Source organism: Bradyrhizobium sp. LB14.3 (assembly GCF_040547985.1).
In the GTDB taxonomy this organism is placed as follows: domain Bacteria; phylum Pseudomonadota; class Alphaproteobacteria; order Rhizobiales; family Xanthobacteraceae; genus Bradyrhizobium.
The window spans coordinates 309,159-334,831 of sequence record NZ_JBEPQT010000001.1; the positions used below are offsets into that span (position 1 = coordinate 309,159).

At 64.1% G+C, this 25,673-nt stretch carries 14 protein-coding genes; 1 reads left to right on the forward strand and 13 read right to left on the reverse strand.

Annotated features, from left to right (window positions below; translation table 11 throughout):
• Window positions 1-115 precede the first annotated feature (115 nt).
• From ABIB00_RS01480 to ABIB00_RS01530, 11 genes are all read right to left on the reverse strand, one after another.
• Window positions 116-1,594, reverse strand: coding sequence for an AMP nucleosidase (locus ABIB00_RS01480; RefSeq protein ID WP_247448454.1), 1,479 nt, complete (start codon window positions 1,592-1,594; stop codon window positions 116-118).
• Window positions 1,595-1,755: 161 nt separating this feature from the next.
• Entirely contained in the window at window positions 1,756-3,090 is a 1,335-nt protein-coding gene (locus ABIB00_RS01485; protein WP_247448453.1) for an HlyD family type I secretion periplasmic adaptor subunit, read from the reverse strand.
• Window positions 3,087-4,832 (reverse strand): type I secretion system permease/ATPase, encoded by a 1,746-nt coding sequence (locus ABIB00_RS01490; RefSeq protein WP_247448452.1) that lies wholly within the window; start codon window positions 4,830-4,832, stop codon window positions 3,087-3,089. The genes ABIB00_RS01485 and ABIB00_RS01490 overlap by 4 nt, the downstream gene beginning before the upstream one ends.
• A gap of 261 nt (window positions 4,833-5,093) precedes the next feature.
• Window positions 5,094-5,363, reverse strand: a complete 270-nt coding sequence (locus ABIB00_RS01495) for a GlsB/YeaQ/YmgE family stress response membrane protein (RefSeq protein ID WP_247448451.1) — start codon at window positions 5,361-5,363, stop codon at window positions 5,094-5,096.
• Window positions 5,364-5,453: 90 nt separating this feature from the next.
• Window positions 5,454-6,431, reverse strand: a complete 978-nt coding sequence (locus ABIB00_RS01500) for an ABC transporter ATP-binding protein (protein ID WP_354103131.1) — start codon at window positions 6,429-6,431, stop codon at window positions 5,454-5,456.
• Window positions 6,428-7,843 (reverse strand): amidase, encoded by a 1,416-nt coding sequence (locus ABIB00_RS01505; protein ID WP_354103132.1) that lies wholly within the window; start codon window positions 7,841-7,843, stop codon window positions 6,428-6,430. Before ABIB00_RS01505 ends, ABIB00_RS01500 begins: the two co-directional genes overlap by 4 nt.
• Window positions 7,840-8,037 (reverse strand): hypothetical protein, encoded by a 198-nt coding sequence (locus tag ABIB00_RS01510; protein ID WP_247344191.1) that lies wholly within the window; start codon window positions 8,035-8,037, stop codon window positions 7,840-7,842. The genes ABIB00_RS01505 and ABIB00_RS01510 overlap by 4 nt, the downstream gene beginning before the upstream one ends.
• Window positions 8,034-9,095: an ABC transporter ATP-binding protein gene (locus ABIB00_RS01515; RefSeq protein WP_247448447.1), complete on the reverse strand. Its 1,062-nt coding sequence runs from the start codon at window positions 9,093-9,095 to the stop codon at window positions 8,034-8,036. The genes ABIB00_RS01510 and ABIB00_RS01515 overlap by 4 nt, the downstream gene beginning before the upstream one ends.
• Window positions 9,096-9,097: 2 nt before the next feature.
• Window positions 9,098-10,000 (reverse strand): ABC transporter permease, encoded by a 903-nt coding sequence (locus ABIB00_RS01520; RefSeq protein WP_354103133.1) that lies wholly within the window; start codon window positions 9,998-10,000, stop codon window positions 9,098-9,100.
• A gap of 208 nt (window positions 10,001-10,208) precedes the next feature.
• Window positions 10,209-11,162, reverse strand: coding sequence for an ABC transporter permease (locus ABIB00_RS01525; protein WP_354103134.1), 954 nt, complete (start codon window positions 11,160-11,162; stop codon window positions 10,209-10,211).
• A gap of 246 nt (window positions 11,163-11,408) precedes the next feature.
• Window positions 11,409-13,064 carry an ABC transporter substrate-binding protein gene (locus tag ABIB00_RS01530; RefSeq protein WP_354103135.1) on the reverse strand — a complete coding sequence of 552 codons (1,656 nt, stop codon included), beginning with the start codon at window positions 13,062-13,064 and terminating at the stop codon, window positions 11,409-11,411.
• Between the two features lie 200 nt (window positions 13,065-13,264).
• Here ABIB00_RS01530 and ABIB00_RS01535 point away from each other — a divergent pair, with 200 nt between their 5' ends.
• Window positions 13,265-14,860, forward strand: coding sequence for an ABC transporter substrate-binding protein (locus ABIB00_RS01535; protein ID WP_354103136.1), 1,596 nt, complete (start codon window positions 13,265-13,267; stop codon window positions 14,858-14,860).
• Between the two features lie 86 nt (window positions 14,861-14,946).
• On the opposite strand, the gene ABIB00_RS01540 is transcribed toward ABIB00_RS01535, so the two are convergent.
• Together ABIB00_RS01540 and ABIB00_RS01545 are read right to left on the reverse strand one after the other, a co-directional pair.
• The gene (locus ABIB00_RS01540; RefSeq protein ID WP_354103137.1) at window positions 14,947-17,178 is read right to left on the reverse strand and encodes a CHASE2 domain-containing protein; all 2,232 of its coding nucleotides are present in this window, start codon (window positions 17,176-17,178) and stop codon (window positions 14,947-14,949) included.
• Between the two features lie 150 nt (window positions 17,179-17,328).
• Window positions 17,329-25,044, reverse strand: a complete 7,716-nt coding sequence (locus ABIB00_RS01545; RefSeq protein WP_502917782.1) for a VCBS domain-containing protein — start codon at window positions 25,042-25,044, stop codon at window positions 17,329-17,331.
• Window positions 25,045-25,673 lie beyond the last annotated feature (629 nt).

The window sequence follows — 25,673 nt, forward strand, 5'->3', positions numbered from 1 at the left end:
TGATAACCCTGCTCCGACGGCGATATTCCGGAATGCTTGCGTTCTCACGGAGACGTCAGTGTCGTGCGTGCGACAGTCTTGCTGCCAGATCCTGCCGGCAAGTGGGAGGGACGCGCTACTGGAACGCGACTTCGGCGAAACTGCGGAGCTTTCGCGAATGCAACCGCTCCGATTCCTGCTGCTTGAGCCGTTCCAGCGCCTTCAGGCCGATATCGAGATGCTGGCCGACGCGGCGGCGGTAGAATTCACTGGCCATGCCGGCGAGCTTGATCTCGCCGTGCAGGGGCTTGTCGGAGACGCACAGCAGCGTGCCGTAGGGGACGCGGAAACGGTAGCCGTTGGCGGCAATCGCGGCCGATTCCATGTCGAGTGCAACTGCGCGCGATTGCGACAGACGGCGGATCACGGCCGGGCCGGAGATCTCCCAGTTGCGATTGTCCACGCTCGCGACGGTACCCGTGCGCATCAGACGCTTCAGCTCGAAACCTTCGAGGCCCGTGACGTCCTCGACGGCCTCTTCGAGTGCGACCTGCATCTCCGCCAGCGCCGGGATCGGCACCCACAGCGGCAGCTCGCGGTCGAGCACATGGTCCTCACGCACGTAACCATGCGCAAGGACGTAGTCGCCGAGCCGCTGCGTGTTGCGCAGGCCCGCGCAATGGCCGAGCATCAGCCAGGCATGGGGCCGCAGCACGGCCACGTGGTCGGTGACGTTGCGCGCGTTGGACGGGCCGGTGCCGATGTTGATCAGGGTGATGCCGCGATAGCCGGGCTCGACCAGGTGAAAGGCCGGCATCTGCGGCGTGCGGGCGGGCGCAACGCCCGTCATCGCTCCGCCGCTGCGCGTGATTACATTGCCGGGAGCAACGAATGCCTCGAAGCCGGCTTCGCCGGACTGAAGCCGCTGCTGGCAGAGCTGCGCGAAGGCATCGACATAGAACTGGTAGTTGGTGAAGATCACGAAGTTCTGGAAATATTCGGGGTCCGTGCCGGTGTAGTGGTAGAGCCGGCGCAACGAGTAGTCGACGCGAGCCGCCCGAAACAGCGATAGCGGCTCGGGCGCGCCGGGCTGGAGCTCGAAAGTGCCGTCGGCGATGGCATCGTCCATGGTGGCCAAATCAGGCACGTCGAACGCATCGCGCAGCGATCCCGCGACGGCGAAGTTCTCGCTGGTGGTGATGGCCGCCTCGATGTTGATGTCGCGGCGGTAGGCGAAGTGAACGGGAATAGGTTCGCCGGATTCGCCGATTTCGACCGGGACGCCGTGGTTCTGAATCAACAATCCGATCTGCTCGGTGAGATAGGTCCGAAACAGATCCGGACGCGTGACGCTGGTCTCGTGCACACCGGGCCGGGCGACGAAGCCGTAGGCGAGCCGCGAATCCAGCCGCGCATGCGTCGCAGTGGTGACGCGGACGAAGGGATAGAAGGCCCGCACCCGCGTCGTGATCGCCTCGCCGTTGACGTAAGCCTCGAACCGGTCGCGCAGGAACTTTGTGTTGCGCTCGTAGATCTCTTCGAGGCGGGCGACGGCGAGACCAGCGTCGGAGAAGGATTCGGTGGCGATGGACGGTGGGGATTGGATGGATTGCATTGTTCGACGCCGGGTTGCTGGGGCTGAATCGAACTATAGCAAGAACGAAGGCTCGCCGTCATTGCGAGCGTAGCGAAGCAATCCAGAAATTTCGCTGCGAAGGCAGACTGGATTGCTTCGCTGCACTCGCAATGACGAATGGGATGACGCGCTTTCGCGCGTCACTTCTCCCGGAACGCCCGCATGAACTGGTCGTGCAGCGGCTTCATCAGATAGGACAGCATGGTGCGGTCACCGGTCTGGACGAAGGCCTCCGCCGGCATACCCGGGATCAGCTTGGAGTCGCCGAGTTTGGCGACCTCTTCCGCTGGCAACGAGACGCGGATGGTGTAGTAGCTCTGGCCGGTGCGCTGGTCGGTGGTGACGTCGGGCGAGACGCGGCTGACGACGCCGTTGAGCTCGGGCGTGGTGCGCTGGTTGAAGGCGGACAGGCGCAGCAGTGTCTTCTGGCCGATCTGGAGCTTGTCGATATCGACCGGATTGACCTTGGCCTCGACCTGGAGATCATCGGCCTGCGGCACGATCAGCATGAGCGCGTCGCCGGCGGTGACGACGCCGCCGACGGTGTGCACCGTCGATTGCAGCACCATGCCGTCCTGTGGCGCGCGGATGTCAACGCGGCGAAGCTGATCTTCGGCCGCGACCTTGCGCTCGATCATTTCGCCGATCTTGTCGTTGGTCTCGCGCAAATCCTTCGAGACCTCGCTCACCATGTCCTTGTCGACCTGGATGATCTGGAGCTCGGTCTCGGTGATCTTGCCCTTGGCCTGCGCGCGCGAGGCAATGTATTGCGCGCGCTCGCCGTTGAGCCGGGCGGAATCGCGTTCGAGCGTGGTCAGGCGGGAGATCTGCACCAGGTGCTTGTCATAGAGATCGCGGACACCGACGAGCTCCTGCTGCACCAGCGAGATTTCCTTGTCCTTGGCTCTCTCCTGCGCTGAGAGCCCCTCGATCTCCTCATTGAGTTGCTGGACGCGCTCGCGAAGCTGCGCCTTCTGGCCGGCGCGGCCGTTGACACGGACGTCGAACAGCTTGGTCTCGGCGGAGAGCAGGTTCTTGACATCGGGATCGTTGCCGCGCTCGAGCAGGACTTGCGGAAACTCCAGCTTGTCGATCCCGCGCTGCTCGGCCTGAAGCCGCGCCGTGCGCGCCTGCGCGGCGTCGAGATTCTTGGTGACGATGGCGAGGTTCGCCTTGGTGACGGTGTCGTCGAGCCGCACCACGATGTCACCTGCCTTGACCACGTCGCCGTCGCGGGCGCGCACCTCGCCGACCACGCCGCCGGTCGGATGCTGCACCTTCTTGACGTTGGATTCGACCACGATCTGGCCCGGCGCGATCAGCGCGCCCGAGATCTGCACCGTCGATGCCCAGCCGCCAAGGCCGACGGCCAGGACCAGCACGATCGCGAGACCGAGCATCAGGTGAAATCGGATCGATTCCCGCACCGTTCGCTTTGCGGCAGGCTTCCCGCCGCCGATCGCCATCGTGCTCATGCCTTGGCTCCGCTTTCGCTGACGATCTTGATCGGTGTCGGCGGCGTCACACGCGGCTGGAGTACCTGGGCGAGGACCTGTTCCTTCGGCCCGAAGGCCTGCATGCGGCCGTCGCGCAGCACCAGGATCTGGTCGACCGCTTCCACGCCGATCGGGCGGTGCGCCACCACGATGACGACGGCACCGCGCTCGCGCGCCCCACGGATGGCGCGGGTCAGTGCCTCGTCGCCTTCAGTGTCGAGATTGGAATTGGGCTCGTCGAGCACGATCAGGAACGGGTTGCCGTAGAGCGCGCGCGCCAGCGCCACGCGCTGCGCCTGGCCTGCGGAGAGCGAGGTGCCCTGCTCGCCGACCTGGGTGTTGTAGCCCTCGCGCATCTTGATGATCATCTCGTGCACGCCGGCCTCTTTCGCGGCAGCGATGATGCCGTCGGAGGTGGCGTCGGGATCGAAGCGGCTGATGTTCTGTGCGATGGTGCCGCCGAACAACTCGACGTCCTGCGGCAGATAGCCGATGTGGCGGCCGAGCATGTCCGACGACCATTGGTCGAGCGCCGCGCCGTCAAGCCGCACCTTGCCGCGAACCGGCTGCCAGACGCCGACCAGCGCGCGGATCAGCGACGACTTGCCGGAGCCGCTCGGTCCGATCACGCCAAGGCCGTTGCCGGCTTCGAGCGCAAAGGTGATGTCCTGGACGATGACGCGCTGGTCGCCGGGGGGCACCATGGCGACGCCTTCGACCGAAAGGCGGCTGGTGGGCGCCTGCAACTGGGTCGGCATCGTTTGCGCCGGCATCTGCTCCAAAAGACGGGTGAGGCGGTGCCAGCTCTGACGTGCCGCGACAAAGGATTTCCAGTGCGCGATCGCAAGATCGACCGGGGCAAGCGCACGGGCCGAGAGGATCGAGCCGGCGATGATGATGCCGGCGGTCGCCTCCTGGTGGATGACGAGATAGGCGCCGACGGCGAGCACGGCCGATTGCAGCATCATGCGCAGCACTTTTGCAACCGCGCCGAGACCGCCGGCGACGTCGCTCGCACGCTGGTTGCCGTCGAGATATTTTTCGTTGGCCTCGCTCCAGCGCGCGTTCATCCGGCCGGCCATGCCCATCGACACCATCACCTCGGCGTTGCGGCGGCTGGACTGGGCGATGTCGTTGCGCTGGGCGGCGAGCCCCATCGCCTCGCGCGCCGGCTGGCGGGACATGAACTCGGTGACCAGCGTCAGTCCGACCAGGATGATGGCGCCGATCAGCGCGGTGACGCCGATCATGACGTGGAAGGCGAAGCAGATGGCGAGATAGAGCGGCAGCCAGGGCAGGTCGAAGAACGCGCTCGGTCCCATGCCGCCGAGGAAGGAGCGGACATTGTCGAGATCGCGCAGCGGCTGAAGGCCCTCGTTGCGGCTGCCAACCAGCAGCGGCAGGCGCACGATGGTGTCGAACACGCGCTTGTTCAGGGCTTCGTCCAGCGCGGTTCCGACCCGCCCCAGGATCCGGTTGCGGATCATGTCGAGCACGCCCTGCGCCATGTAGAGGAAGCTGGCGAGGACGATCAGGCCGACCAGCGTCGGAATGCTGCGGCTCGGCAGCACCCGGTCGTAGACCTCCAGCATGAAGATAGACCCGGTCAGATAGAGCAGGTTGATCATGCAGCTCATCAAGCCGACGCCGACGAACGCCGCGCGACAAGTGCGCAGCGCGTCACCGAGCTCTGAACGGCGGAGGCCGGGAACGGCTGCCATCAGTCTGATCTCTTTCGGGTGGGAGCCAAAGCCCCTGATTTCAAAGGCGAATTCAGGAGTAATTGACCCGGATTAATATCGCGTTTGCGCTCCTCGCCCAACGCAGCCGAATAATCCGGGACCCCTTTGGTCCACATCACCCCCGACCAGCCTCGCACGCAAGTCCGGAATCTCACGTTCTTGCGGCTTTTTCTTGCAGACATGTCACCTCTCCCCGGGCGGGGAGAGGTCAAAAGTTCGATCAACTGAACTCGGGCGCCATTAGAACCGGCCGCCGCCGCGTACCAGCCGCACCACCAGCAGCAGGATGACAGCGCCGATCGCGGAATAGACGATTTCGGATATCAGCCCGGTGCCGATGTGAATGCCGAGCTTCGGGAACAGGAAGCTTGCGACTAGCGCGCCGGCGATGCCGACCACGATGTCGCCGATGATGCCGAACCCGGTTCCGCGCACCACCTTGCCCGCCAGCCAACCGGCAACCAGGCCGACGAACAGGATGACAAGCAGGCCTTCGTTGGAAATGTGCATAAGCGAGGTCCCTCTCCGTGAACGGCCCCATGGAACCGGAACCGGAATGAATGAGGTGTGAATGCTGTTCCCCGTTCCCTGGTCCAAATATTAGGACAGCGCGGTGACCGGCTCCGCCAGCACACACCTAGCCGCCCTGCCCGCTCCCACTTCCACATTCGCGGGCAGTTGCTCCAGGCAGCGAGGCTGGGCCACGGCGCAGCGGGGGGCGAAAGAGCAGGTGTTGGGCTTTTCAGCCAGCGAGGGCGGCGTGCCGGGGATGGTTTCAAGCCGCTGCCCCCGCTTGGTGCCGTGGATGGTGGAGGCGAGCAGTCCCTTGGCATAGGGATGTACCGGCGAACGGACGATGTCGCGAAGCGTGCCCTGCTCCACGATCTGGCCGGCATACATCACCGCGACGCGGTCGCAGATCTCGATGGCGACGCCGATGTCGTGGGTGACGAAGATGACGGACATGCCGAATTCACGCTGCAGCTCGCGTAGCAGCAGCAGGATCTGGATCTGCACGGTGGCGTCGAGCGCCGTGGTCGGCTCGTCCGCCAGCAGGATCTTCGGCCGGCAGGCGAGCGCCAGCGCGATCATCGCGCGCTGACGCATGCCGCCGGACATCTCGTGCGGATAGGCATCGAGACGACGCTTGGCGGAAGGAATGCGCACGACCTCGAGCATGTCGAGTGCTCTCGCGCGTCCCTCCGCATAGCTTTTGCCCTCGTGCCGCACGACGCTTTCGGCGATCTGCGCGCCGATGGTGTAGACCGGATCGAGCGCGAGCGCGGGCTCCTGGAAGATCATCGATACCGTCTGGCCGCGGAACGACGACAGCTGCTCGTCGTTCATGGCGAGCACGTCGCGGCCCATGACGTTGACCTTGCCCGTGATCTGCGTGCGCTTCTTCGGCAACAGCCGCATCAGCGCGCGCAAGGTCACGCTCTTGCCCGAACCGGACTCGCCGAGCAGGCCCAGCACCTCGCCATCGCCGAGCGCGAGACTGAGATCGTTCACGGCATAGACCGTGCGCTCCCCGGTAAAGCGGATGTTGAGGCCTGAGATCTCGACGAGCTTTGTCATGACGGAAGTTTCGGCAGCCTATCGTGATAGTCGGTGACGCGCTGGAATGCCGCGCCGATGGTGAGCAAGGTCGCCTCGTCGAAGGAGCGGCCGATCAGCTGCATGCCGATCGGAAGACCGCTCTTGGTGAAGCCTGAGGGCACGGTGAGCGACGGCAGGCCGAGAAAGTTCACCGGACGGGTGAACAGCGTCAGCCGCTGCAACAGCGCCGGCGCGTTCGGTCCGCCGCCGACGTCGCTCTCCTCGATCGTCGGCGCCGGCACGGGAGAAGCCGGTGCGATAATCGCGTCAACGCCTGCGGCCGCCGCATTGTGCGCGGCGAGCGCCGGGCCGCGCCAGCGCATCGCCTCGAGATAGGTGATGGCGGGAACGGCAAGACCGTTCTGAAGCCGCATCAGGACCTGCGGGCCGTAATCCTGGGCACGCTCGATCATCCAGCGCTTGTGGAACGCGGCCGCTTCGGCCGCGAGAACGAGCTGGCTTGCCGCGGACAATTGCCGCTGGTCCGGCAGCTCGACTGTGACGATGTCGGCGCCCTCGCGCTTGAGAACGGCGATGGTCTCGTCGAGCACGCGCGCGACCTCGCTGTCGAGATCGTCGACATAAAAGGACGAAGGGACGCCGATTTTGAGACCTTTGAGCGAGCCCTTGGTCGCGCCGACATAGTCGGAAAGCGGCTCGTGGCTGCAGGTCGAATCCTGGGGATCAGGGCCGGCCATCAATGCCAGCAGCAGCGCGCAGTCCTCAGCGGTGCGGGCAAGCGGGCCGACGGTGTCGAGCGACTGCGACAGCGGCATCGCGCCGGCGCGGCTGACGCGGCCCACGGTGGTCTTCAGCCCGGTGACGCCGCAGAAATGCGCGGGCATGCGGATCGAGCCGCCGGTGTCGGAGCCCAGCGCCGCATAGGTTAGCCGCGCCGCGACCGCCGAGCCGGAGCCCGACGAGGAGCCACCGGTGATATGCGCGACGTTCCAGGGATTGCGCACCGGACCGTAATGGGCATTGTGGCCGGTCGGCCCATAGGCGAACTCCGCCAGATGCAGCGTGCCAAGGCGGACCTGGCCGGCGTCCTTCAGGCGCTGCAAGGCGGTGGAGGTCACCGTCGGCACGAAATCGCGACGGATCAGCGAGCCGCAGGTCGCGACGTGGCCGGCGTCGTAATACATGTCCTTGTGCGCGAGCGGCACGCCATGCAGCGGCCCGCGGACTTCGCCTTTGGCCAGCTCGGCATCGGCAGCATCGGCGGCCTTCAGCGCGGCCTCCGATTCGATCGACATGAAGGCGTTGAGATGCGGCTGCCATTGCGCGATGCGGTGCAACAGCGCGCGCGTGACCTCATGCGAGGACACCTGCTTCATCGCGATCGCACGCGCGACCTCGGCGAGCGTCATCAATGCAGGGTCGGTGCTCATTTCGACACCTTCTGCGTCTGCGCGATCGGGTACAGCGCGGGCTCGAGGTCGAACGGCAACGTGCCGGCGACGGCCGCAAAGCCTTCAAAGGCAGGCCCGATGGAATTGGAGATGCGCGTCGCGATCTCGTCGTCGACGGGAACGCCCGCGACCTGCGCCGTCGCCTTGATCTCTTTTGTCGTCGGTCTCGTCATGCGGTTTCCTCCTTCGGCGAGCGGCTATGGCCTGAACCCGGGATCGCCATGTAGCACGCGGCCTCGTGGCCCATTGTATCGAGCGCGGTGAGCTTTGGTGTCGCATTTGCGCAGAGCGGCTCCGCAAACGGACAACGGGTATGGAAGCGGCAGCCGGACGGCGGATCGATCGGATTGGGCGGATCGCCCGTGATCGGCGGCGTCTCGGTTCGGCTATCAGGATCGGAGGACGGCATCGCGGCCAGCAGCGCACGCGTATAGGGATGCGCGGGCCTGTCCCACACCCGGTCGACCGGACCGAGCTCGACGACCTCGCCGAGATACATCACCAGCACGCGATCGCTGATGTAGCGGACGACGTTGAGGTCGTGGCTGATGAAGAGATAGGTCAGCCCAAACTCGCTCTTGAGATCGGCGAGCAAATTGAGCACCTGCGCCTCGACGGACTTGTCGAGCGCAGAGACCGCTTCATCGAGGATCACCAGCCGCGGCGACAGCGCCAGCGCACGTGCGATGTTGATGCGCTGGCGCTGGCCGCCGGAGATCTCGTGCGGGTAGCGATTGGCGAAGTTTGCAGGAACCAGCCCCACCTTGCCCAACAGCTCGCGCGCCAACGCACGCGCCGCGCCGTCCGCCATGCCGTGCACCTTCGGGCCGAAGGCGATCGATTCCTCGATGGTCAGGCGCGGATTGAGCGAGGCGTAGGAATCCTGGAACACCATCTGCATGCCGCGGCGCAGTTCGCGCAAGCTTAGCGACTGCCCGACACTCATGCCGTCATAGATGATGTCGCCGGTATCGCGCGGCATCAGGTGCATGAGCAACCGCGCGGTGGTCGACTTGCCGCAGCCGGATTCACCGACGATGCCGACGGTCTCGCCCTTGGCGACGGAGAAGGAGACGTTGTCCACCGCGCGCACGGTGCGCTTTGCGGCGAACAATCCGCCACGAACCGGAAAATGCTTGGTGAGGCCATTGACCTGAAGCAGCGGCTGCGCGACGCCGCCGCGGTCCTCGACCGGTTCCAGCATCAAGACGGAAGCGTTGGTTTCGCTCATGGCTAGTTCCTGATGTCCATGGCGCTACGCAGGCCGTCCGAGAGCAGGTTGAAGCAGATCGAGACCGCGAAGATCATCGCACCGGGGAGCGCGGCGACCCAGGGGTTGACGTAGATCGCGGTGCGCAAGGTGTTCAGCATCAGGCCCCATTCCGGCTCCGGCGGCTTGGTGCCGAGGCCGAGGAATGAGAGGCCTGCCGCTAGGATCATCGAGACCGAAATCAGGCTGGTGGCATAGACGAAGATCGAACCGAGCACATTGCCGAGGATATGTACGCGCATGATGGTGAATGGACCGGCACCGGAGGCACGCGCGGCGTCGACGAAGTCCATGTTGCGCACGCCTGTCGTGACGCTTTCGGCGACGCGTGTGATCTGCGGCACGAACACGACGGTCAACGACACGATGGAATTGAGGATGCCGGCTCCGAGTGCGCCGGAGATCGCAATCGCCAGCAGCACGGACGGAAACGCGTAGAACACGTCGATCGTGCGCATGATCGCGGTGTTGAGTTTGCCGCCGACATAGCCGGCGACGAGGCCGAGCGAGGTGCCGATGCAGAAGGCGAGGATCACCGGCAAAATGCCGATGAGGAGCGACAGCCGCCCGCCATAGATCAGCCGCGCCAGCATATCGCGACCGAGCTCGTCGGTGCCGAGCGGGTAGCCTGATGTGCCGATGTGGCGCAGGCGCCGGATCATCGAGCCCTTGTAGGGATCTTCCAGACCGAGCCACGGCGCAACGATCGCAGACAGGAAGATCAACAGCAGCACCAGCGCGCAGACCATGCTGACCTTGTCGCGCCGGATGCGGCGGCCGACGGTCGCCCAATAGCCGCGCGCCTTGGTCGCGGGCGCGGCCTGAAGCGCCGCATCGCCTGTAACGGACAACGGAAGCTCGCTCATCGGCGAGTCTCCGTTATGCATCGAGGGATTCGATGCCCGTCAAGGCGGCGGTGCACCTCTCCCGCGTGCGGGAGAGGTCGGCGCGCAGCGCCGGGTGAGGGCTTTGTCCTCTTGGAGGCTCTCGATTGAGGAGACACCCTCTCCCCAGCCCTCCCCCGCACGCGGGGGAGGGAGCGCACCTTTTTCGCGGCTCTAGCCTCGCTCATCGCTAGCCCCGCTTGATGCGCGGATCGATCGCGGCTTGCGCGATGTCGACCAGCAGATTGAGAAAGACGAAGAACAGCGCCAGGATCAGGATCGTGCCTTGCAGCAGCGGCAGGTCGCGCTGGAAGATCGCGGAGTTGAGCAGGAAGCCCGAGCCCGGCCAGGAGAACACGGTCTCGATCAGGATCGAGCCGCCGAGCATGTAACCCAGTTGAAGCCCCATCACCGCGAGCGCGGTGGGCGCGGCGTTCTTGATGACGTGGCGGAACACACCGCGCTCATGCAGGCCTTTTGCACGCAGCGCCTCGACAAAATCCTGGCTGAGGATATCGCCGGTCAGCGCGCGCACCGTGCGGGTGACGATGCCCATCGGGATCACCGAGGTCGTGATCGCCGGCAGCACGAGATATTTGAGATGCTCCCAGTCCCAGGCCCAGGCGGTGGAGCCGCCGGGCCCGGCGCCGACCGCGGGCAACCAGTTCAGCTGGACCGAGAAGATGATGACGAGCACCATGCCGAGCCAATAATGCGGCACCGAAACGCCGGCGATGGCAAAGGACGTCGCCAGCTTGTCGACCCAGGTCTCGCGGAAATAGCCGGCGATCAGGCCGAGCAGGATGCCCATGGTGAAGCCGATGATGGCGGCGGCAATCGCCAGCGTGACGGTGTTGCTGACCGCGCGCATGACCTCGGCAAGCACGGGACGCCCGCTGGCGATGGAATTGCCGAGATCGCCATGCAGCGCGCGCATCAACCACAGGCCGAACTGCACCGGCAGCGGGCGGTCAAACCCGTAGGCGGCGCGGAGTTGTGCGGCAAGCTCCTGCGACGCATCGGCCGGCAGCACCGCGACGAGCGGATCGCCCGGCGTGATGTGCACAAGCAGAAAGCACACCAGCGCCACGCTGATGACAATCGGGACGACATAGACGATGCGTCTGGCGATATAGGCGAGCACGTCGGATTCTTTCTTCCCTTCTCCCCTTGTGGAAGAAGGTGGCATAGGCCGCCTCAGGCCGTTTTTTTAAGACGACGCCGAAGCGGAGCTTCGGCTACGGCGCCGGATGAGGGGTTGTTTCCGCGGATGATACTGCGTTGAAAGGTCCGCATTCGCGGAGAGAGACCCCTCACCCGGCTTCGTTAAAGCGAAGCCACCCTCTCCCGCAAGGGGAGAGGGTACAGCGGGTACGTTGCTAGCAGCTCACTACTGAATCGACACCAGCGAGAAGTCGATGAACCAGCTCTTCGGCTGCACGACGCCTGTCACCTTCGGGCTGATGGCGCGGGGCCCGACGTCGTGGGCGACGTAGAGGAAGGCGGCGTCGTCGACAGAGGCCGCGTGCAGCTCGGCGAGCGCGGCGTCACGCGCGGCGGGATCGAAGGTCTGCCGCGCCTTCTTCACCAGTTCGTCGAACTTGGGATTGTTGATAAAGCCCCAATTGTTCGAGACCGGTGGCGCCATGCCCGATTGCAGGAAGCGCACCAGGGCGAAGAACGGATCCATCGCCGCATAGGTGACGTTGGTGGCATTCGAGCTATTGGCGCTGGGATCCTTGGCGCCGCGGCGCCAGTTGGTGAACAGCGTATTCCATTCGATGACGTCGAGTTGCACGTCGAAATAGCATTCGGCCAGTGCTTGCTGGATATATTCGTTCATCGGCAGCGGCTGCATCTGGCCCGAGCCGGACGCAGAGGTCTGGGTCTTGACCGTCAGCTTCTTGTTCGGACCGAAGCCTGCCTCCTGCATCAGCTTCTGCGCGGCAGCCTTGTCATACTTGATCTCGAAGGTCGGCTTTCCGCGCCAGGGATGGCCGGGTTCGAAGGTGCCGGTCGCGGGCACCATCAACCCTGCAAGCAGACCGTCCTTGAGACCTTCGCGGTCGATGCAGAGGTTTGCCGCCTTGCGCACGCGGATATCGTTCCAGGGCGAGCCTTCGACGCGCGAGAACTGCCACGGCCAGACATGCGGCTGCTCGTTGGCGTAGAGCTTGAAGCCGCGCTGCTTCAATTCAGGCAGCGCGTCCGGCGCCGGCGCCTCGATCCAATCGACCTGTCCGGAGAGCAGCGCCGCGGTGCGTGCATTCGCTTCCGGCATCGGCAACAGCACCATCTTGTCGACCTTGGGCACGCGCGCCTTGTCCCAATAGCTCGCGTTCTTGACCAGTTCAAGCCGCTCGCGCGGGGTGAAGGCCGCCATCTTCCACGGGCCAGTGCCCGCGGCGTCCTTGGCAAAGGCGGTCCATGCGGCCTGCGACTTCGCCTTGGCGTCGGCGCCTTCCGCCTTGTCATAAAAATGCTGCCACTTCGCCGGGCTCGCCATGAACAGGTTGGTAAGGTTGATCGGCAGGAAGCTGTCGGGCTCCTTGGTGGTGAGTTCGACCGTCATGTCGTCGATCTTCTTCGCGGACGCCAGCGTCGGCATGCGCGACGCCGTAACGCCGACTTGGCTGGCATCGAATTGCGGCGCGTCCTGCTTCAGCACTTTCTCGACATTCCACACCACGGCATCGGCGTTGAACGGAGAGCCGTCATGGAAGGTGACGCCGGGGCGCAGCCTGAATGTCCATTTGGTCTTGTCGGCGTCGTCGACCTTCCACTCGGTGGCAAGACCGGGGATCACTACGCTGGCCTTGTCGGCCGAGGACAGGTCCCAGCCGGTCAGCGCGTCATACATGGTGAGGCCGGTGAAGCGGTTGCCTTCAAATCCCTGATCCGGCTGGCCCAGCGTGCGCGGAATATCGGCAGCGGTCATGCCGATGCGCAGCACAGTGTCGGCACTGGCCACGCGCGGCCACGCTGCCGCACTCGTCAGGGCCAGCGCAGCAATCAGTGCCGCGCGCGTAGTCTTCTTGATAAGCATCGACTCAATCCTCTTCGTCTTTCGATGACTAATTTTGATGCAATCGTATGCAATGGCTGTGCCAATGGGGAAACTTATTCTGCGGATTGCCCCTGCGACGACAAGTCCTTGTGATCGGACGTCGGCCAGAGCACCCCGCTGCCTATTCTGGCATCAAGATTGCAAGTCTGGCCCCGATTTCTCCCTGGGAGCTATGGGCCATGCGTATCCGACTGCCGACCTGTCTCGCCGTGCTTGCGCTGGCGTTTCCCGCAATTCCGGCGCGTGCCGAGACGGTGGTGCGCTACGGCATCTCCATGGCGGATATTCCGCTGACGACAGGCCAGCCCGACCGCGGTGCCGGCGCCTATCAGTTCACGGCCTACACGATCTACGACCCCTTGGTGGCCTGGGAGATGGACGTCGCCGACCGGCCCGGCAAGTTGGTGCCAGGACTGGCCACGGAGTGGAAAGTCGATGACGAGAACAAGACCAAGTGGCGCTTCATCTTGCGCAAGGGCGTGAAGTTTCACGACGGCAGCGAGTTCGATGCCGATGCGGTGATCTGGAATCTGGACAAGGTGCTCAACGACAAGGCGCCGCAATTCGACAAGCGGCAGAGCGCACAGGTGAAGACCCGCCTGCCCTCGGTCGCAAGCTACGCCAAGATCGACGATTCCACGGTGGAGATCACCACCAAGACGGTCGATTCCTTCTTTCCCTACCAGATGCTCTGGTTTCTTGTGTCGAGCCCCGCGCAATACGACAAGCTCGGCAAGGATTGGGACAAGTTCGCGAGCCAGCCCTCCGGGACCGGCCCATTCAAACTGACGAAACTGGTGCCGCGCGAGCTCGCCGAGCTCACGAAGAATCCGGATTATTGGAACAAGAAGCGCATTCCCAAGGTCGACAAGCTCGTGCTGGTGCCGATGCCGGAGGCGCTGACCCGCACCAACGCGCTGCTCGCCGGCCAGGTGGACCTGATCGAAACGCCGGCGCCGGATGCCGTGCCGCAGCTCAAGGCGGCCGGCATGAAGCTCGTCGACAACGTCACGCCGCATGTCTGGAATTATCATCTGAGCGTGCTGCCGGGCTCGCCCTGGACCGACATCCGCCTGCGCAAGGCGCTCAATCTCGCGATCGATCGTGAGGCAGTGGTCGGCCTGATGAACGGCCTCGCAAAACCCGCCAAGGGCCAGGTCGATCCATCCAGCCCGTGGTTCGGCAAGCCGAGCTTCGAGCTGAAATACGATGTCGCCGCGGCGAAGAAGCTGGTCGAGGAAGCCGGCTACTCCAAGGCGAAGCCGCTGAAGGCCACCTTCATCATCGCACAAGGCGGCACCGGCCAGATGCTGTCGCTGCCGATGAACGAGTTTTTGCAGCAGAGCTTCAAGGAGATCGGCATCGACATCGATTTCAAGGTGGTCGAGCTCGAGACGCTCTATACGCATTGGCGCAAGGGCGCGGCCGACGAGATCAACGCCGGCATCACCGCCAACAACATCGCCTACGTCACCTCGGATCCCCTTTACGCCATCGTCCGCTTCTTCCATTCGAGCCAGATCGCGCCGGTCGGCGTCAACTGGGGCGGCTACAAAAACCCGAAGGTCGACGCGCTGATCGACGAGGCCAAGCAGACCTTCGATGCCACCAAGCAGGACGAACTGCTGGCCCAGGCGCATGCGCTGATCGTCGACGACGCCACGCTGGTGTGGGTGGTCCACGACACCAACCCGCATGCACTGTCGCCCAAGATCAAGCAGTTCGTGCAAGCGCAGCACTGGTTCCAGGATCTGACGACGATCGGGGTGGAGTGAGGCGGCAGCTCAACTCTCTGCCGTCGTCCTGGCGAACGCCAGGACGACACCTCTTGTTGAGGCGGCAGCGAGAGCCTCTCGCCCCCTTACTTCGTCAGCAGCGCATACGCCCCGGTCCAGCCCTCCGCCGGCGGGTTGATCTGGAAATCCTTGATGCGGGCTTCGTACAGCCCGAACAGCTTTTCCAGCGTGTCGGCATCCTCGCTGCGACGACCGCGCTCGATCGCATCCAGCGCGCCCTGCCAGTCGCGGCCGCGATAGCAGGCAAGCATCTCGATGGTGACGTTGCGCAGGCGCTGGAACGGTCCAGAATGCAACACGTCGCCGCGGCCGGCGATGGCGTAGATCACTTCCGGCTCGGTCTTGCCCTTGACCATGATGAAGTCGAGCTCGAGGATTGCGAACTTGTCCTTGGCGGCGAGCGCGGTCCTCGAGCCGACGATGATGGGAAAGCCGTACTCTTTCGACTGACCTTCCAGGCGCGAGGCCAGGTTCACGCTGTCGCCGAGCACCGAATAGTTCTTCTTCAGGTTGGAGCCCATGTTGCCGACCACGCCGATGCCGGTGTTGAGACCGATACCGACATTGAGCGGGATGTAGACGTGGCCGCCATCGGCGGCTTCCTGCTCGCGGTCCTTGTTCACCGCGTCGATCTTCTCGAGCATCTGGATCGCGGCCTCGCAGGCGTTGACCTCATGCGCGGCATCGTCGAGCGGCGCGTTCCAGAACGCCATGATGGCGTCGCCCATATATTTGTCGATATAGCCCTTCTGATCGATGATCACGTCGGTCAGCGGCGTCAGGAAGCGGTTCATGAGCGCGATGAGCCCCTGCGGATCGTGCTTGTAGGTTTCCGAGATGGTGGTGAAGCCGCGCACGTCGGAGAACATGATCGTCATCTCGCGCTCCTCGCCGCCCAGCACGAGCTTTTCCGGCGACTGGGCGAGCTGCTCGACCAGAACCGGCGACATGTATTGCGCGAACATGCCGCGGATCTGCACGCGCTGCCGCTGTTCGCGCACGAAGCTGGCGAAGATCAGCGTCAAATAGATCGCCGTGGTCGAGAGCAGCGGATAGGTGAAGTCGATAAGATAGCGATATTGCGCATAGAAGAACCAGGACACGCCGATCAGGATCGCGGCGAACGTCGCACCCGCAAGCACGAGGCGAACCGGTCCGAGATTCGGCGTGAAGATGATGACCAGAATTCCGATCACGAGCGCCGCGAGCAGCTCGACGCCAAGCGCATAGTTCGGCTGCGAGATCACCGCGCCGCTCAGCACGCTTTCGAGCACCTGCGCATGGATCTCGACGCCCGGCATGGTCGAGGACACCGGCGTGGTCTTGATGTCGTTCAGTCCGACCGCGGAAGTGCCGACCAGCACCAGCTTGCCGGAGAACTTGCCCGGCGGCACCGTGTTGTCGAGCACGTCGGCGGCCGAGACGTAGATCGAGGGATCCTGGCGGGCATAGTGCACCCACAGCTGACCGTTCCTGTCGGTCGGAATTTCCACGCCCTTGAGACGCACGGCCCGCACACCGGTCTTGTCGGTCCTGACAAGCAGCGTCGGCGTGCCCGTGACGACGCGCAGAATCTCGAGGCTGAGCGAGGGCATGACCATGCCCTGGGCGCGCATGATCATCGGCACGCGCCGGATCAGGCCGTCGCGCTCGGTCCTGATCGAGAACAGGCCGCGGCCGGCAGCGACCTTCTCGATGACGGGCACGTTACGCAGGAGGCCCGGGAATTCGAACAGGAAGCGTTCGGCGCCCTCCTCACCGACCGTCGCGACGCCGGTGAAGGGCAGCGACTTGTCGACCTCGGAGGATATGGCGTGCTGCCCGGTCTCGCCCAGCACCACGCGCGAGCGCTTGATCGCTTCGGACAGGATCTGGTCGTTGCTCGGCAGCTCGCGCAGCTTGGCGCGGGTGGCATCGTCCAGATCGCGCATCTGGCTCGCGACGATATCTGGGTTGAGCCGGTCGGCCTCCGAGAACACCACGTCGAAGCCGATCGCGACCGCGCCGTTATTGGTGAGGTTCTGGATCAAATCGGCGATCCGCGTCCGCGGCCACGGCCACTGGCCGAGCTTGGCGAGGCTCTTGTCGTCGATGTCGACGATGGTGACCGGCCGCGCCGTCTTGTGGCGCGGATCGATCAGCTGAAACATGTCGAAGGTGCGGAGCCGCAATTCCTGGATCGGCGGCGGATCCCAGAGCCGGGCGCCTGCAAACACGACCAGCAGCCCAAGGCACATCAGCCGCGCAAACCCGAACTTCCGCGTAAACCACCGCCGCAGGATTTTGAGACGTTTCATGTCGATCGGACTTCCTGCCTCGCCTCACGCCGTGCGTCCCGATCATGGCGCGCGGGACCGCGATTGGCTATTCCCTGGCGGTGGAGGATTATGGATTTTTTGCCGCGGCCAAGGCGGAAGGAAACACAGTTTTCGGGGAGGGGCGGCGCGCTAGGTGACGTGAAGGATGAAATCGTTCGTCTGGAGGCTGACGCCTTTCACGAGGATGGTGTCGGCTGCATCGATCGTGATCAGGGTGTCTGCCCCTGACGCGGCCACATGGTGAGCCATCCAGTCGGAAACGTTGGAGACTCCGACGAACGACAGGTCGATATGGTTCGTGCCGGACGTGAAGTTCACGATCGTATCGTGGTTCGAGTTGGTCGCGAACACGAACTGGTCCTGGTATCCGGTGCCGAAGAACACATCCTTGTCCGTCGTGCCGGTGAGAGCGACCGGGCCTGCTTCGGTCAGGTTGAAGATCAGATTGACCGTGTCGCTCGCGTTGTGCGCGTCGGTCACGGTGACGGTCACCATGTCCGTAGCCGGGCCGCCGCTGCTTGCCTCCGTGTAGGTCACCGCCTGGAGCGCCGAATTGACAATGGCCAGAGAGCCGCCCCCCGTTGACGGGTTCACAGCGGCGCCCGAGGCAGCCGTAGCGGCGATCGTGAACGTGTCATTCGTATCGGGATCGGCGACCGAGAGGCCATGGACTGTCACCTGATCGCCCACTTGCGTGACGCTGGCCTGGTCGACATTGAGCGCGGGCGCGTCGTTCGCGCCGGCGATCGTCACGGTGACCTGTGTCGTGTCGGTCTTATGGCCGTCGTCGAGGGTGATCGTGGAGACGACCTGCGCCGTCTGGCCTGCACCGAGGAAATCCAGCGCCTTGTCGGCAATCGAGTAGTTCCAGGCGACCGTGCCGTTGTTCGTGTTGCCGGCCTGCTGAAGGGTCAGGGCATGTTCCAGAGCGGTGATCTGGTCCGGCGTCAGCGTCATAGCCGTGGTGTGATCGAGCGCGGTGACCAACGGACCGGTGATGGTCGCGGTCGGCCGGTCGGTCAGATCGATATCCTTGAAGACGATCGAGCCTGTCCCGCCCGACGCCGGGTCGAGCGCGGAGGAGCCAGTGGTGTTTTGAAGCTCGGGGACGGTTGCGGTCAGCGTCGCCCCGGCCGCGGTGAACGCCGGCGGCGCGTCGTCGGCCGCGTTAAACGTGATCAGCGTGCCGCCGTGGCCGTCACTGCTGCCGGCGAAATGTGCACCGCTGTAGTCAGCGCCGGTGAGCTGCAACGTAATCGTATGGTGGTAGGCGTCGCTCACAACGAGTTTGCCGGTCGTGGCGTTATAGGTCGCCGACGTGCCGTCATCATAAACAATGCTCGACAGGTCGATCTTGTCGTTCGCGGACAACCCGGCGATCGTCCCGCCAAAGATCGACGTGTCGATCTGAAGTTCGGCGCCGTCGCCGGCCAGCGTGATCGTTTGCGACACCGCGTCCTTGACCTCGAGCAGCGCGCCGGCATCGACGGTGACCGAGCCCGTGCCGGACAGACAGCCGAACAGCGTCAGCGCCCCGTTATGGACCTCGATGGTGCCGGTATTGGCGATGGTGCCGGAGATCGACGCCGTGCCCCAGCTATCGATCTCGTGCGAATTGGTGATGCTCAGCAGGGTCCCGGAAATCGAACCGCCGTGCAGATCGATGACACCATCGTTGACGATCGAGGACAGATTGCCGAACACGCTGGTGCCCGCAACGGTCCAGGTGCCGCTCGACTCGTTGTTGAACGTGGCGGTGGCGACCGAAATATTGCCGTTGATGTGGCCGGTGTTGTTGATCTCGATGGCGCCACCGGTTTCGACGATGGCGTAGGTCGTCGAGGTCACGGTGGAGGCGTCCGGCCCGATGGTGCCGGAATTTTCAATCAACGCAGAGCCCGTCGTATTCTCCTGGATATAGATCGCCGCGTGCGCGGTCGGGGCCACGATCGATCCGGTATTGGTGATATGGGTCGAGCCGGTTGCGCCGGCCCCGTTCTGCGTGACGCTGATGCCGGCCAGGCTCGTGCTGGTGATGCTACCGTCATTGACGATGGTGATGTCGCCGGTGCCGAGGGCAACGGCGGCAAGGCCGACTGTGCCGGTGGCGGAACCCTCGTTGGTGACGCTGACGTCGCCGCCGCCATTGTTGAAGGCGCCGATCGCAGTGCCTGCGGCGGTGATCGACGAAAGCGCGCCGGTCGTGACCGTGACGTTGCCGTCAGCCCAGGTGAACGCCTCAATGCCGTAGCCGGCGTCTGCGGTGATCGTCGCGTCGCTGTCGACGCTGACGTCGCCCTTGACCGCGCTGGAGTACGTGGAGTTGCCGCCCGGCTTGTAGCCGGCGATGATCCCGCCCGGCGTGGTGCCGTCGCTGTTCAGGGTCGAGCCGGAATGGATCGTGCCATGCGCCTTGACGGAGATCGTGCTGTCGACATTGTCTGCGATCGCAGCCGCGTAGTTGACCGCCACGATGCCGGCGCTGCCGGATGTGATTTTGTCGCCGTTCGCCAGGATGACGCTGATGTCGCCCGCGTCGATGCTGAAGGCCCTGATGCCGTAGCTCGTCGCACCCGAAATGGTGACATTCGCGCCGAGCGTGACCGTGATGTCGCCGGTACCGCCGCTTAGTGCGGAGGCGTTGATGCCCATGCTCTGGGAACCGAACACGGAGATGGTCGTGCCGGCAAAGCTGTTCACCGTGACGTCGCCATTCCCGTAATTATAGGCATTGATGCCGTAACCGGCCGCGGCGGTGACATTGGCATGGTTGTTGACGACGACCGTGCCGTTAACAGCGGTGTTGGCGCCGGTGCCGTTCGTGGCGCCGGTGTAGCCTGCTTCAATGCCGCCCGGTGAATTGCCGCTCAGGTTCGGGCTGCTGCCGGAGTTGATCGTGCCGTAGGCGTTGATAGTAATGGTGCTGTCGGATGCAGCGCCCAGCGAGATCGCTCGATTGACAGCGACGATGCCGGAGCTGCCCGAGGTGACGACGCTGCCGGCCTCGGTCGTGACGGTCTGGTCGCCGGCGCCGTAGCTGCGCGACCGGATGCCGTAGGTCGAGCTTCCCGTGATGGCGCCGCCGATGTCGATGGAGATGTCGCCACCGCCCTCGGTATGCGCATCGATGCCGTAAGCGCCGCCCACGGCGCCGCCGAGCTGGGTGATCGAGATGTTACCGTTGTTCGCAGCGTTCAAATTCTCGACGAGCACGCCGACCGAATTCGCGCCGGTGCCGGTCGCCTTGCCGGTGAGACTATTGACCGTGATGCCGCCGACGCCGGTTGCGCTGTCGCGCAGCGTGATGCCGTTGCCGTTCAGGCCCGAGATGTCCTTCGTCGCCGTCAGCGAGATGGCGCCCGCGCCATTCTGGGTGACGACGATGCCATTGGCCGCGCCCGTCAGCGCGCCGGTGGGTGTGAGAACGATATTGGCGGGCGTGGCAGACGCGCCGCCCGACGCGGTGAAGTCAAGCGCGTCGCCGCTTGCGCTGGCGATGTCGGCCGCCCCCGTGATCGTGAACGTGCCGCCCTTCGTCGACTGGCCCGCGATGGTGCCGGTAAAGCTCTGGCCAGCGACGTTGTCGAGCTGAAGCGTGTCGGTGCCGCCGGCGAAGGTGACGGTCTGCGCATTCGCGCCGCTGAGCTCAAGCGTCGCCGTGTCGTCGATGATCAACGAGCCGACGCCATTGAGGCCGCCGGAAAGGTTGAGCGTGCCGCCCTGGACTTCGATGGTGCCGATGTTGGTGACGCTGCCTGTGATCGTGTTGAGGCCGACGCTATAGAGATTGCCGGCATTGCTCAGGCTACCGCCGTTGATCGAGACGTCGGTCAGATAGAGTTTCGAGGTGCCGTCGACCGTGATCGACGCGCCGGTGTTAGTGATAGTGGCGGTCGTCAGCTTCAGCGTACCGCCCGTGACCGCTGCGATCAGGCCGTGATTGATGATGGCATGCGCAAGCCCGGGATCGATCGTCAGCGCACCGCCGGTGACGGTGATGATGCCGGTGTTGGTGATGTCGGCGTCGTTGATCGCGCTCGCGCCGGTCGATTCCAGCGTGCCTGCGATTGTTACCGTGCCGCCGTCGATGATCGCGCCGACGAGATCGAGCATCGAGCCGGACTCGACCGACACCGCGCCACTGCCAGTATTGGTCACTGTCGCCGAGATCAGCTTCAGCGTGCCGGCATTGATGGCAGCCAGCGTGCCGGTGTTGGCGACGGCCTCGTGGTCGATATCGAGCTTGGCGCCGTTGGCCTGGATGATGCCGCTGTTCGTGATGGCGGCGGCGGGAGTCGTCGCCACCAGCGTCAGCAGTCCGCCGAGGGTCGATTCGAGCAGATAGCCGTTCGAGATGTTGGCGTCGGTGATCCTCGTGTTGCCGGAGGATGCGAGCGTACCAGCGACGGTGAGCGTGCCGCCGGTGATCTCGGTGCCGGACAGCGCCAGCGTCTGGTTGTCGCCGATTTTGAGGATGTGACCGGTGTTGGTGAGGACATCGTTGAGCAGCGTCGCGGCGCCGGCGATCTCGAGCGTGCCGTTGTTGGTGATCGCGCCGCCCTGGATTTTGGCGGCGTCCTTGAGCTTGACGGTATTGTCGAGCTCGATGCTGGAATTGTCGGTGATCGTCGAACCCGACACCGTGACGCCGTCCAGCGTCAGCTTGGCATCGGCGGTGACCGCGCTAACGCTCAGCGTAGCCCCGCCGTCAATCTTGCTGGCGCCGGTGAGGTGAATGGTGCCGCCGCCGTTGATGGCACCACCGCTGATCGTGGCGTTGTCGAGCGTCAGCGCGGCAGTGGCGCCGACAATGACGCTGCCGCTCGAATTGTTCACCGTCGAGCCGTGATCGATCGCGAGCACGCCATTGGCCAGCACTTCGATGGTGCCGGCATTGGTGACGGTCTCGCCATCCAGCGCGTTGCCGGTACCGGTGACGTTGAAGATGGCGTTGTTGTTCAGCACGCCGCCGCTCAGTATGGCATTGCCGTTCAGGTCGAGCTCGCCGTCGTTGGTGACCGTGCCGGCACCGCTGATCGTCGCGCCGTTGACGATCAGCTTGCCGCTGGCATCGACGGTGACGTTGCCGGTGTTGGTGACGCTGGAACCCTGGTCTATCGTCAGCCAGCCATTCGCCAGCACCTTGACCGTGCCGCTGGAGCTGTTGGAGACGGTCTCGTGGGCAAACTCGACCGTGCCCTTGACGTTGACCGCGCCGGAACTGTTCAGCGCGCCGTTCTCGATCAGGCTGGTGCCGTCGAGCTCCAGCGTGCCCAGAATGGCGACGGTGCCGCCGTCGATTGTCGCGGTATCGACGATCAGCGTCGTGCCGGCATCGGCCTTCAGCGTGCCGCCGGCATTGTGGATCAAGGCGAGCGTCTTCAGCGTGCCGCCCGACAGCTCGATCATGCCCGAATTGGTGATCGTGGTGCCTTTGGCGAAATCGCCGCCGCCCGCGAGCGTCAGATAGCCCGCATTGGTGAGCACGCTCGCGCCGAGGATCTCGGCCTTGCCGCCGACCGACATCACGCCGGCCGCCGAGTTCGTGAAGATCGAGTCGGCGCTCATGTTGAGCGCGCCTGATATCGTCAGCAAGCTCTTGTTGATCACCTCCGGCGGCGGGCCGCCGAAATCGTTCATCGTGATCGACTTGGCATAGGCCGCAGTGTCGATCGTCACCGGATAGGACGGCGTCAGCCCGTGCAGCTGATCGGTGATGACGATGACGTCGTCGTCGATGGTCGGGACGGTGCCTGTTTCCCAGTTCGCGGCGTCCTTCCAGAAGCCGCCGGAGGGAGCTCCGGCCTTGTCGGTCGCGATCCACACCACGGCGGCAGCGTCGGTGCCGGTGATCGTGATGGTGATGGTCTGCTGCGAGGTGGCGCCTTGCGCGTCCGTGAGCGTCACGGTGTAGACCAGCGTCAGCACCTCGTTCTTCGGAATGAAGTCGGCGAGGTAGACCGGCAGCGCGGCCAGCGACCAGTTGATGGTGCCGGTACCGCTGCCCTTGCTGTCGGCGCCGGCCGCGATCGCGGCCGACATCGCGCTCTGGAACAGCGCCAGCGGGCCCGGCGGCACGGTGCCGTCAGGCAGCGTCGCGCTTGTCAGCTTGACCGCAACCGTGTGGGTGTCGGTGAGGTCGACATCCTTGAAGGTCAGCGTGCCCGAGGTCGGCACCTCGCTGGTGAGCGGGCCACCCGCCACGCTGGTGCCGCCTTCGAAGGTGATGGTCGGAACGCTGCTCGTGATCACCGGCTTGTCGTTGGTGCCGGTGATCGTGATGGTGATCGTTCTGGTGGCGGTGTCCGGGCTCACCGTGAAATTGTTGGCGATGCGGACCGTGTAGGTCAGCGTCAGCGTTTCGCCAGCCGCGAGGAAGTCGAAGACGTGGTCCGGGATCGTGTAGGTCCAGACCGCCGAGCCGGTGTTGGTGTTGCCGCCCTTGGCGACCACGTCGATGTTGATCAGCGTCGCCGCGATGTCCTGCTTCTGGAGCGAGGTGAGCGATCCGGTGACATCGTGCAGTCCGGCGTCCTTGTAGACGTAGTTGGGCGCGTCGCCGAGGCTCACGCTCACCGTCGGCCGGTCACCCAGGTTCTGGTCGAGGAAGGTGATCAGGCCGGAGATCGTGTCGGAATGCGTCGTGTCGCCAGTCGTGTTCGCGCGCTCGGTCAGCGCGAATTCCGACGTCACATTGCCGTTGAGATCGAGGGTGCGCGCGTCGGGCGGGCCGGGAATACGGTTGCTGGTCGACGTGGATGTGCCGGGGCCCTGCGGTCCCTGCGGATTGAGGTTCGCGAAGGTCGCAATCGCGGTGGCGCCGATTGGCGTCTTGAGCAAGATATCGTAGCTGGTCTGCGTGATCGAATCGGTGAAGTTCGTGGTCAGCTTGGTGTTGGTGTTGTTGTCGGTGAACTTCAGCGTGAACACGTCCGTGATCAGCTTCTGGACGTCCGGCGACATCAGCGCATTGCTGATCGAGACGTTGCCGCCGCTGATCTGGATCATCTGGCCGGCCTGGTTGACCGTCGCGATCGGCAGCAGCGTGACCTTGTCGAACAGGATGTAGGAGCCGGTCGTGCCGTTCGGCTCGACCAGCACCTGGAAACTCGCCTCCGGCTGCGGTTCACCGCCCCCGGCGGGAACGACGAAGTGGATCTGGCTCAGCACCGCCGTGCCGCGGATGCCCATGGTGGCGACCGGGGTGTCGATCTTCATGTCGCCATGCTTGGCGGTCTCGCCGGCAACGAAGGTGATGGTGCCTGCGACCAGACTGAGCAGCGAGGAATTGTTCGACCCGTTGGGGTCGTAGACCATCTCGTTCAGCACCATCCGCGCATTGGAGGACAGGCCGAACACCGTGCCGTCGATGAAGGTGATGCCAAGCGTCGAGTCGCCGCCGGTCGAGACCACGTCGCCCTTCTCGACGTTGTCGCCGTTGTTCAGGATGATGGAGACTCCGTTGCGGACCGCGGTCGCGCTGCCGGACAGCTTGGTGACGTGGCCGATGACCTGGGCGGCGGCAATGCCGGACGCGGCCTGCGCATATTGGACGTGGCCCGTGAGCGCGTTGACGATGTCGCCGCTGAGGTGCGCGCCATCCGGCGACGAGAGCGCCGCGCGCTTGTCGCCCCTGAAATAATCGGGAACGATAAACTCGTGACCGTCGTGGGACAGCACGAGATCGCTGCCTGCGCGCTTATACTCGCCGTTGAAGATCAGGTTTGGATCGGGAACAACGAACGCGCCCTCAGGCACGTGACCCTGCGCCTTCGCGATAAAAGGCTTGCCCGTAAAGGAATCGACATGGGCGTCGGAGGGCGAGTGGGAACCCGCGCCATCCAAGGAAATCGCGGCGTTAAATATGCCAGCGTAATTCAATCGGGCACCAAAAAAGGGTTAAAATCTAAGTAAGTATCGATCGCCTAAGCTTGCTTATCATTACCAAGTCCCTAGCGAAACCATCTATTGCTTGTGTGATTTCGCATCACCCAGCGGTCGACGCCCCTGCCAGGCCCCGCCACCTTAGAGGAAGCAGCGTATTTATCGAAATATCTGTAAGTATATGATTGCTTATCCGAGCCCATTTTCGGTATCATCCTGTATTCGCCTGTATAAATTTTACAACGAATACTTGAGTTATCTATCGTTCGTGGTGCCCCGCAACATACTGCGGCAAATACGGAGCCAAATCTGTGACCCAATTAACAGAACCCGTGAAATAGCGGGTCGTTAGCCATAGGGCGCGGAATCGGCCGCGGCACAACCAGTACCTGCAATTCGTCCGATTTCGCGGCAGGCGACCTCTTACCTAGTCCCCGATTCGTAAAATTTTATGCAATTGGGCCAGACCGATTTCAGCCTGTTACCCGGTTGTGGGACCTCAGCCGGGCGCGTTAAGCAGAACAAAACAGCCCGTCTCGCACTATCTCCGCGAAAGCAACAAAGCCCGCACGACCAGGTCGAGGGGGACC

What these genes read in the sequence shown, in the direction of transcription:
- ABIB00_RS01480 (WP_247448454.1), bottom strand. Translation starts at nt 1,594, where the DNA reads ATGCAATCCATCCAATCCCCACCGTCCATCGCCACCGAATCCTTCTCC.
- ABIB00_RS01485 (WP_247448453.1), bottom strand. Translation starts at nt 3,090, where the DNA reads ATGAGCACGATGGCGATCGGCGGCGGGAAGCCTGCCGCAAAGCGAACG.
- ABIB00_RS01490 (WP_247448452.1), bottom strand. Translation starts at nt 4,832, where the DNA reads ATGGCAGCCGTTCCCGGCCTCCGCCGTTCAGAGCTCGGTGACGCGCTG.
- ABIB00_RS01495 (WP_247448451.1), bottom strand. Translation starts at nt 5,363, where the DNA reads ATGCACATTTCCAACGAAGGCCTGCTTGTCATCCTGTTCGTCGGCCTG.
- ABIB00_RS01500 (WP_354103131.1), bottom strand. Translation starts at nt 6,431, where the DNA reads ATGACAAAGCTCGTCGAGATCTCAGGCCTCAACATCCGCTTTACCGGG.
- ABIB00_RS01505 (WP_354103132.1), bottom strand. Translation starts at nt 7,843, where the DNA reads ATGAGCACCGACCCTGCATTGATGACGCTCGCCGAGGTCGCGCGTGCG.
- ABIB00_RS01510 (WP_247344191.1), bottom strand. Translation starts at nt 8,037, where the DNA reads ATGACGAGACCGACGACAAAAGAGATCAAGGCGACGGCGCAGGTCGCG.
- ABIB00_RS01515 (WP_247448447.1), bottom strand. Translation starts at nt 9,095, where the DNA reads ATGAGCGAAACCAACGCTTCCGTCTTGATGCTGGAACCGGTCGAGGAC.
- ABIB00_RS01520 (WP_354103133.1), bottom strand. Translation starts at nt 10,000, where the DNA reads ATGAGCGAGCTTCCGTTGTCCGTTACAGGCGATGCGGCGCTTCAGGCC.
- ABIB00_RS01530 (WP_354103135.1), bottom strand. Translation starts at nt 13,064, where the DNA reads ATGCTTATCAAGAAGACTACGCGCGCGGCACTGATTGCTGCGCTGGCC.
- ABIB00_RS01535 (WP_354103136.1), top strand. Translation starts at nt 13,265, where the DNA reads ATGCGTATCCGACTGCCGACCTGTCTCGCCGTGCTTGCGCTGGCGTTT.
- ABIB00_RS01540 (WP_354103137.1), bottom strand. Translation starts at nt 17,178, where the DNA reads ATGAAACGTCTCAAAATCCTGCGGCGGTGGTTTACGCGGAAGTTCGGG.